Source organism: Armatimonas sp., from assembly GCF_031410135.1.
In the GTDB taxonomy this organism is placed as follows: domain Bacteria; phylum Armatimonadota; class Armatimonadia; order Armatimonadales; family Armatimonadaceae; genus Armatimonas.
Map to the genome: position 1 here is coordinate 1 of NZ_JANNYP010000069.1, position 8,305 is coordinate 8,305.

At 59.7% G+C, this 8,305-nt stretch carries 10 protein-coding genes and 1 tRNA gene; 5 read left to right on the forward strand and 6 right to left on the reverse strand.

What is annotated here, in order from left to right; translation table 11 throughout:
- From RMO15_RS02445 to RMO15_RS02460, 4 genes are all read right to left on the reverse strand, one after another.
- Positions 1–1,249 (reverse strand): DUF1549 domain-containing protein (locus tag RMO15_RS02445; protein ID WP_309707477.1); only part of this gene is annotated, 1,249 nt, incomplete at its 3' end.
- 33 nt (positions 1,250–1,282) lie between these two features.
- Positions 1,283–1,693 carry a hypothetical protein gene (locus RMO15_RS02450; protein ID WP_309707479.1) on the reverse strand — a complete coding sequence of 137 codons (411 nt, stop codon included), beginning with the start codon at positions 1,691–1,693 and terminating at the stop codon, positions 1,283–1,285.
- A gap of 12 nt (positions 1,694–1,705) precedes the next feature.
- Complete coding sequence (locus RMO15_RS02455; protein WP_309707480.1) at positions 1,706–2,830, reverse strand: lytic transglycosylase domain-containing protein; 1,125 nt, start codon at positions 2,828–2,830, stop codon at positions 1,706–1,708.
- A gap of 7 nt (positions 2,831–2,837) precedes the next feature.
- Positions 2,838–2,925: transfer RNA gene (locus tag RMO15_RS02460), tRNA-Ser, on the reverse strand.
- 175 nt (positions 2,926–3,100) lie between these two features.
- Here RMO15_RS02460 and RMO15_RS02465 point away from each other — a divergent pair.
- The 5 genes from RMO15_RS02465 (at position 3,101) to RMO15_RS02485 (ending at position 6,175) form a co-directional block, all read left to right on the forward strand.
- Entirely contained in the window at positions 3,101–3,670 is a 570-nt protein-coding gene (locus RMO15_RS02465; RefSeq protein WP_309707482.1) for a redoxin family protein, read from the forward strand.
- Between the two features lie 110 nt (positions 3,671–3,780).
- Complete coding sequence (locus RMO15_RS02470; RefSeq protein WP_309707484.1) at positions 3,781–3,966, forward strand: hypothetical protein; 186 nt, start codon at positions 3,781–3,783, stop codon at positions 3,964–3,966.
- Positions 3,967–3,990: 24 nt separating this feature from the next.
- Complete coding sequence (locus RMO15_RS02475) at positions 3,991–4,761, forward strand: hypothetical protein (RefSeq protein ID WP_309707486.1); 771 nt, start codon at positions 3,991–3,993, stop codon at positions 4,759–4,761.
- 27 nt (positions 4,762–4,788) lie between these two features.
- On the forward strand, positions 4,789–5,442 hold the full coding sequence (locus RMO15_RS02480) for an MOSC domain-containing protein (RefSeq protein WP_309707487.1): 654 nt from the start codon (positions 4,789–4,791) through the stop codon (positions 5,440–5,442).
- 7 nt (positions 5,443–5,449) lie between these two features.
- Entirely contained in the window at positions 5,450–6,175 is a 726-nt protein-coding gene (locus RMO15_RS02485) for an NlpC/P60 family protein (RefSeq protein ID WP_309707489.1), read from the forward strand.
- Here the strand turns inward: RMO15_RS02485 and RMO15_RS02490 are convergent.
- A complete protein-coding gene (locus RMO15_RS02490; protein ID WP_309707490.1) occupies positions 6,144–7,058 on the reverse strand; it encodes an aldo/keto reductase in 915 nt (304 codons plus the stop codon). The genes RMO15_RS02485 and RMO15_RS02490 overlap by 32 nt on opposite strands.
- 92 nt (positions 7,059–7,150) lie before the next feature.
- Positions 7,151–8,305, reverse strand: a 1,155-nt coding sequence (locus tag RMO15_RS02495; protein WP_309707491.1) for a DUF1553 domain-containing protein, incomplete at its 5' end; no start/stop codon positions are given.

The window sequence follows — 8,305 nt, forward strand, 5'->3', positions numbered from 1 at the left end:
CTCGCTTACGGCTTACTGTGGCGACCCAGTGCGCCAGTTTCGCCGGGAGTTTTTCTTGTTCCCAAGCCGCTCGGGCCGCGACCAGCGGCGCGTGGGCACTCTCCCAGTCTGTGAGCTTTTTCTTATCACCCTCGGTGTCGAGCGCCACATCGTAGTCCGAGCGCACGGTCTTGGTGAATGTGGCGAGCATTCGGTAGTAGTCGCGCTGTGGGATGGGATCGTACTTGTGGTCGTGGCAGCGGGCACAACCCACCATCAGCCCCAGAAACGCTTGGCTGGTCACCGAGAGCATATCGTCGAGCTCGTCGTAGCGCTCTTTTTCGACCTGGCTCTTGGTGATCTGCGTGGCGTGCGTCCCCGCCCCGAGAAAGCCCGTGGCGAAGAGTGCCTGCGGATTACGGGGCGCAAACTCATCGCCCGCGAGCTGCCACTTTACAAACGTGTCGTAGGGGAGGTCGTCGTTGAAGGCCTTGATCACAAAGTCGCGGTAGGTGTAGGCATGGGGGCGGTCGTAGTCCTGCTCGTAGCCGTGGCTCTCCGCAAAGCGTGCCAGATCGAGCCAGTGCCGTGCCCACTTCTCCCCAAAGCGCGGCGAGGCCAGCAAGCGCTCCACCACGCGCTCCTCGGCTCCCGGAGCTTTGTCAGCCAGAAACGCAGAAAGCTCGTCGGGCGTGGGTGGCAGGCCAATCAGATCAAAGCTCACCCGCCGCAGCCAGACAGAGCGTGGCGCAGGAGCGCTCCGGCTCAGCCCCAGCTCCTTGCGCTTGGCCTCCAGCAAATCTTCCACCCCCTTTGATTCCCCTTTCCCAGTGAGGGACGAACGCCCGGGAGAGGGGTTAGGGGAGAGGTGAAGGGGCTGGAAGGCCCAGTGCTTCCTGGGGTCGGGCTTGGCGAGGGTGATGGGGCCGGGGGCACCGCGCTTCACCCACTCCACAAATCCGGCTAGCTCGCGCTCCGAGAGCTTGGTTCCGGTCGGGGGCATGGGTGTGGCTCCCGGCTCATGGCGGATGGCTTTGAGGAGCTTGCCCGATGCCACGACTCCCTTCCAGCCCTCTGCCGTATCTAGGCGCAGGCCCGCCGCCGCTTGGGCTCCTTTGTGGCAGGCGAGGCAACGCGCTGCAAAGACCGGGCGCACCTTGGCCTCAAAGAGCTGCGCTCCCTCAGCCGCTGTGGAGCGTGGGGGCTGTGCGAGCGCCACCAGGGTGAGCATCAGGGGGGCGATAAGAGGGAGGAAGGTTCGGATGGTCATACTCACTTCAGTTTCTTCCGTAGCCCGAAAGGTTTATTTTGTCGAGGACTTTTCTGGCCACAGCGCAACGGCGAGGCAGACAGCGGCGAGCGCCACTTGGGGGGTGATGCTCTTGACCTCGCGTCCGTGCGTTGTGGGGCCTTGGTGGGTGGGAAAGAGCATGGCATTCTTCGGGATCACGCCAAGATGCATGGCGATGTTCTCGGTATCCGGCGAGACGGCTCCGATGGCTCCCAGAGTTTCAGGCGAGGTTAGTCCCTTGCGCCAGACAATCAGCCCGAGTGCCAGTGCCAGCAGCGGTGCTTCTTGAATCGGCTTGAGGTCGCGGTGGGGAATGAGATCACAGATGGCGTGCGAGGCCACGCCCGCGCCAAACGCTTTCCCTTGGTGCCCGATCAGCCGCCCTAGTGCCGCCCCGACAGCGGCATGAACCCATGCCATCATCGCTTTTGGGGCCTAGGAAATTCCGCAGAGCTCTTTGTAGATTTTGATGATCTTCTTGACATAGCCCTGAGTCTCTCGGTACGGGGGGACGCCGCCGAATTTTTTCACTGCACCCTCGCCTGCATTGTAGGAAGCCAGGGTTAAGATAAGCTGCTCAATCGTGGCATCGGTATAGGTGGACGACTTACTGTACTTGTTCAGCCGCTCTTTGAGTAGGAAAATCCCGCCTGCCAGGTTCTGAATCGGATCGTAGGGGTTGGTGAGTTTGAGGCGCTCGACCTCATCGGGCATGAGCTGAATGAGCCCCATGGCACCCGCCCGGGAGCGGTCCTGCACCTTGAAGTCGGACTCCGCGATGACCGTGGCCACGATCAGGCGCGGGTCCATGTCCATCTCCTCGGAGTAGCGGAGGATGGCGTAGGTTATCTGATCGGCTTGGCCCTCGGAGAGGCGCTTGTTGTGGTTCTTGATGTAGCCACGGTAGGCCGGAAAGACGGCACGCGCTCCTGCCGAGAGGTCTTCGTAGCGAGGTGGCCCCAGGACGATCTTCTTCTTGGTTGAAGGGGATGCTACAGGCATACTGCGCGATGAAAGTGTCGTACGCTGCGGGGGCGCGGCCTGAATGGTGGCCTTTGCTTGCTTCTGGCGCTGCTGCTCTGCTGCCGCACGCTGAGCCGCTAGCTGTGCTTGCTCTTCCTTCCAGCGCGTTTCTAGCGAGCGAATGTCGAGCGCGGAAGCGACCGCGAGGATCTCCATCTCCGGCAGGCCAACCACTGTCGCATCTTCGCTGTTGCCCTGAACAACCATGCAGAGAGCACGCACTTCTGCCCCGGTCTGGAGCCAACGTGGCAAGAGAGACATCTTGAGCATGAGGCCATTTGTGACCGTCGTTTTGAGGATAATCAGCGCTCCGCCATCATTAGAGGGGGAGATGCCCACAATCGTGCCCTCGATCTCAATGGCCTTGCCTTTGTAGGTGCCTGGGGCTTGTCGTAACTTCTCTAAGGTGAGGCCCCAGACAAGTGGCGAGGCGCGTCGCAGAGAAAGATACTGAGCTGTGGGAGAGCTCCCTGCCGGTTCCTGAGCCTGCACTGGCAAAGAAACCGAGACAAGCGCAAAGACACCGAACAGGAGCAAACCCGCACGGAGAGTCCGGGATTCGAACCCGGGGTAGGGGTTAAGCCTACAACGGTTTAGCAAACCGTCGCTTTCGACCACTCAGCCAACTCTCCTGATCATGGGATATGTGCTCCTGTTTCGATGTCGCGCCCGTATTCTACCAGATTTTCGCTCATCTGCAACTTTCCGCAGAGCAGACTTAGGGAACTTCTCGCTTTTGCCGATGTATACTGTAGTGGCGCAATAGGTGCGTCACCACCATCCACTTCAGGGAGTTTACGAATCGTTATGAACCGAAATGCAATTTTCGGGCTCGCTTTGGGGCTAACGGGGGCACTCGCCTTCGGGATCACTGCCTCCGCAAAGCGCGGCCCGCTCAAGATCGGAGAGGTCGTCAAGGCCCCCGTTCTGCGCAATATCACCACCGACAAACCGCTCGATCTATCCAGCTTTAAGGGTAAGAAAGTGGTCGTCGGAATCTTTCTTCAGAAGAACTGCGGCACCACGTGGAAGTACTACGGCAAGATGGGCGAGATCATCAAGAACTACAAGGCCAAGGGCGTTGAGGTGGTGGGAATCCACAGTAGCACCGGCGAGACCGATGACATGATGCTCTCTGATCTTCAGGCCAAGAACCTGAACATCCCGCTCCTGGACGACAAGAAAGACCAGGCGCTCCTCAAACTCGTCGGGGCAAACTGCTCCCCGACCTTCGTGGTGATTGATAAAGACAGCAAGCTGCGCTACTTCGGTTCCTACGATAAGTTTGGAAGTGCACCGAACTATGTTCCTGACGCACTTGACTCTATCCTCGCGGGCAAGCCAGTGAAAATGGCCCAGACCCGCGCCTTTGGCTGAGGGCTCTAAGTACTGCCGCTCGTGTAGCGGCGCAAGAATCCCTCTACTGAAGGTGGAAATTAAAGAGCGATAGGCCCTGTGCCTGTCGCTCTTTTTGTTATACTGTGCCTATGGAACTCTCACCGGAGCAAGTGACCGCGACCGTTAAAGGCTGGCAGCCTACGGCTCAGGAGCGCACTTGGGAGAAAATCGGCTGGGCCGCAAGCCTCCAAGACGCGCTGATGCTAGCAAAGAGAGAGAAACGCCTGGTGTTTCTCTTCACTCTGGATGGCCGTATGCAGCGAGGTCGCTGCTGAGGTGGGGCCTTTGCGACACGGGCCGTGTCGTTCAATGACTCCCGCGTGGTGACGGCGCTGAACTCTCTGACGGTGCCGGTCTATCTCTCCAACGATCTGGTGAAGGGGGCAGAGCACGCGGCACTGACGCGGATTCATCAAGAGGGCTACGCGAAGAAGCTCTCGGTGGGGACGGTGCACTGCTTCCTACTCGCTCCCGATGGCACACTACTCGACACGATTCATGTGGCAAAAGCTAATCCCCCACGTATTTTGGAGATCATCGAGCGAGGTGCACAGGAGCAGGAAATCCTCTCTGGCAAGCCGCTTATCTCTCCCCAGCCCTCTGCACTACCCGCCGCATCAAAAAACGAACTCCGACTGCATGTCGTCGCCCGGTATCTTGAGAAGAAGCCCGACGGCTCGCTTGGGATCGTGACGGGGGCGGGAGGGAACTGGAGCGCCTTACCCGGGGAAGACTGGCCCGTTTTTGCGGTAGCGGAGCGACAAGCGCTTCTAGATGGGGATCGCGGTGTGGCCGAGCGGCTGGTCACCCACTTTTATCCCCCCACCGAGAACAATAATCTGGCTCAGAACGTGATTGAGGCGCTGGAGTGGCGTGCTAAAAAGCTCCCTCGCGGTGTGGTTCAGCTCTCGGGGAGCGTGACCCTCAAGCACCCTTTCTACACCAAAGACGACAGCCGACGTGTTCATGCCGTATTTCAAGGCTATGCCAGCGACTCGCGCTTTGAGCTGGTGACGACGCAGGCGCAGTATGAAAACCTACCATTCGCGGTGGCCGTACAGAGGGGCTAGCAAGTAATTTATGGTAGTATTGGACACATGAGCCAGACAATCCACACCCTCCTGATTGGTCAGCCACAGACACACACGGATGGCAAAGGCGAGTGGCGCACCGCAATCTATCGGAGTGTGGTCTCTGGGCCGGTGGCGCTGGGATTACGTGGGCTTGAGGGTGATAAAGTGGCCGACACGAAGCACCATGGCTCGAAAGATCAAGCGGTCTGTGTGCACCCACTGGCGCACTTTGAGCACTGGAGTAATCTCTACCCTGTGGTTCTCGGCCCCGGCGCAGTGGGGGAGAACTGGACTCTGACGGGCGATGATGAGACCGTGGTCTGTATCGGAGACATCTATGCCGTCGGGACGGCACGGGTGCAGGTCTCACAGCCCCGTTTCCCGTGTAGCAAGCAGGAACGCAAGCTGGGAATTAAGGGCTTCTTAAAAGCTGTGATGGCGACGGGAAAGTCGGGCTGGTATCTAAGAGTGCTCACAACGGGAACCGTTGAGGTGGGGGTGATGTTGGCTCTGGAGAGTCGCCCTGCGCATGGCTTCACGGTGGACGAGGCAAACCAGGCGCTTCTGGGAAAAGAGGTGGATAGGGCGCTGATTGAGTGTGCCCTGGAAATCCCGGAGCTCTCGGCGGTCTGGAAGCGTGGTCTGCGGCGACGGCTGACAAGTATCACAGAGGAGTAAAGAAAGCATGGCCACAAGACGGCAACGACGACGGATTAAACTCATGGTATGGGCAGTAGTGGTGCTCCTTGCGGTCGTGCTGGCCCTGCTGCCGGTCTCGTCGGGGGGAACGAGGAAGCTACTCGTCGCGAGTATCTTTCTGGCTTGGGGAGGCGGCCTGCTCCTCTTCTGGGGCTCGATCGTGGGCCGAATCGCCTTTTTACTACCGCTGGCGGGGGCGATTGGCCTGGCGATGATGCCCTATCGTGCGCCGAAGCCCGAGCGCCTCCAGACTGTCTACACGGAGTCTCTGAAGCGCTACGAAGGGGTGCGCTATGTCTGGGGCGGCGAGAGTAAGTGGGGCATTGACTGCTCTGGGCTGATCCGCTGTGGAATGATAGATGCGTGCATCTCAGAAGGCTGGCAGACCAAAGACCTGAGCCTGCTTCGTACCGCTGCCGCCCTCTGGTGGTACGATGCGTCTGCACTGGAGATGGGGCGTGGCTACAACGGGCGTACCTATGTCTTTAAAGAGAACCAGCAGCTTAACACAACTGACTACACCAAGCTCCACCCCGGCGATTTAGCCGTCACCGAGAGTAGACAGCACATCCTAGCGTATCTGGGGGATAAAACCTGGATCAACGCCGATCCCAAAGGCCAGTTTGCCGTCGTCAGCAAGACAGCCCCTCAGGAAAAAGACGCCTGGTTCAGCACACCCGTCAAGCTGGTGCGCTGGTACCGTCTGCAGTAAGCCACTCAGCATCCTCTGGCATGAGTGTCAGCGCCGCTGCGCCTAGGGCTTCCTGTAAGTGCCTTATGTCTGTGGTTCCGAACAGTGGGAGCGTCGGGATTGGCAGGCTACGGAGCCAGGCAAGCGCGATCTGTGTTGCTGTAGCGTCGTATTTTTCAGCCAGCTTCTCCGCCCGCTCGCGTCGTGCTGCATTCTCCGGCGTGTCGTAGAGCTTACTTGTCTTCCCAGCAAAGTAGCCACCTGCCGTGGCGGAGTAGAACATCAGGGGCAGGCCGAAGTCTAGCTCTGCTTGGGTAAGAGAGCGTGTGGTGGGGTCTTCGGTGATGGGCCAAGTCGGCGTGGCGAGGCTCCCCTGAATCTGATTGGTGGCAAAACCGCGCCAGCCGCGTTTCTGTGCCATAGCGTTCGCTTCGGTGATGCGTGCTACCGACCAGTTGCTCACGCCGATTGCCCCAAGCCGTTGGTCTTGCAGCGGCTCCAGAATCTCGGCGACGGGCGTGACGCCATCATCGCGGTGGAGCAGATAGAGCGGGATGCGCTCCAGCCCAAGCCGCTCGCAGCTCTCCGTAATATCGCGCTGAAGGACTTCGGGGGCGAGAAAGTGCTCCGGGCGCGGGTACTCCGTCCCAAACGCTGGGTGTCCGCCCTTGGTCACGATGAACGCACTCTCTAAGACCCCGAGCTGCTTTAGGATGCGTCCTAGCTCGCGCTCACTTGCCCCCACACCGCTGGGAGTCCAGCAGGCGTAGACATGCGCCGTGTCAAAGACATTCCCACCCGCCTCTAAATAAACCGTCACATGCCGCGTCGCTTCGTCGCCCGTGAGTGCCGTCCCCAAGCTACCTGCGCCGTAGCCCAGCGGAAAAAGTCCCTCGAAAATCATACGGTCACATTCCCGGCGTGGCGGTAAAATACCTCTATGGCAATGTCCCCGGAACCCTCGTGGTTCCGGGGACTTGTTCTCAGGGGCTCCTTTTACTCGACGTACAAAAACTCGTTGGCGGCGAGAAGTGTCTGGCACCAGGCGGCCCAGGCCCGCTCGACGGGGACGACTTGTGAGGCTCGTGCCAGGAAGCGCTTGGCGGTGGCGATCTCTCCGGGCAGGGGGAGCCGCTGAAACGCGCGCTGGTAGGCACCACGTATCTTTGCCTCGTCATCGCCGGTGAGCGATTTCTCAAAGGCTCGTGCCTGCACCATCACGAGCGGGCTATTGAGCAGATAAAGCGCCTGCGGGGATACCGTGGTGGCCGTGCGCTTGGCATTGACCATGCTCGGGTCGCCGAAATCAAATGTCCCGAAAAAGTCATAGACGGCGTTGCGGATCACGGGGAGATAGATCGCGCGGCGCGGCGCATCGTACTGGGCTTTGTTGGCCGACTGGTCGTTGGTGACATAGTCGTAGTTCTTGCTTCCCAAAAGCGAGCCCCCCATGGACGTATCCAACGTCCCTGCCACGTAGAGCAGGCTGTCACGTAGCGGCTCAGCATCTAAGCGCCGCCGGTTCTGCCGCCAGAGAAGCTTGTTCTCGATGTCCTTTTTCTGCCCGACGGGATCGGAGTAGGCACTAGTGCGCTGGTAGGTTTCGGTGAGGACGATGCGGCGGATGAGCTTCTTGAGGCTCCAGCTGTCATCTGTCACAAACGAGGTCGCGAGGTAGTCCAATAGCGCAGGATTGCTGGGCTTGTCGCCGCGAATCCCCCAGTTGTCCGCCGTTCCGACAAGTCCCTCACCAAACAGATGCTGCCAGGCTCGGTTGACCGCCACACGCGCCGTCAGTGGGTGATCTGGCCTAGTCATCCAGAGAGCTAGCTCTTTACGACCGCTAGATTTCAAGTCCTCTAAGGGCGTACGCTTGCCGCCGCAGAGGACACCAGGGAAGCCACGCTCAACCACATCGCCGAGGTTCTGCGTATCGCCCCGGATATGGACTTTGACGTCTTCCACTTTGGTCGCCTCCGTGACACACATCACGCTGGGCGGAGTGGGCTTCTTAGTTTCAAGAGCTTTGAGCGAGTCCTGCGCTGTCTTGAGCGCCTTCTCAGCTTGTGCCAGATCGGGGCCAGCGGCGTTTGCGTTGGCCGGAATCAAGGCGACACGGGAAAAGTGAGGAATGGCTCCATTGCGCTCGAT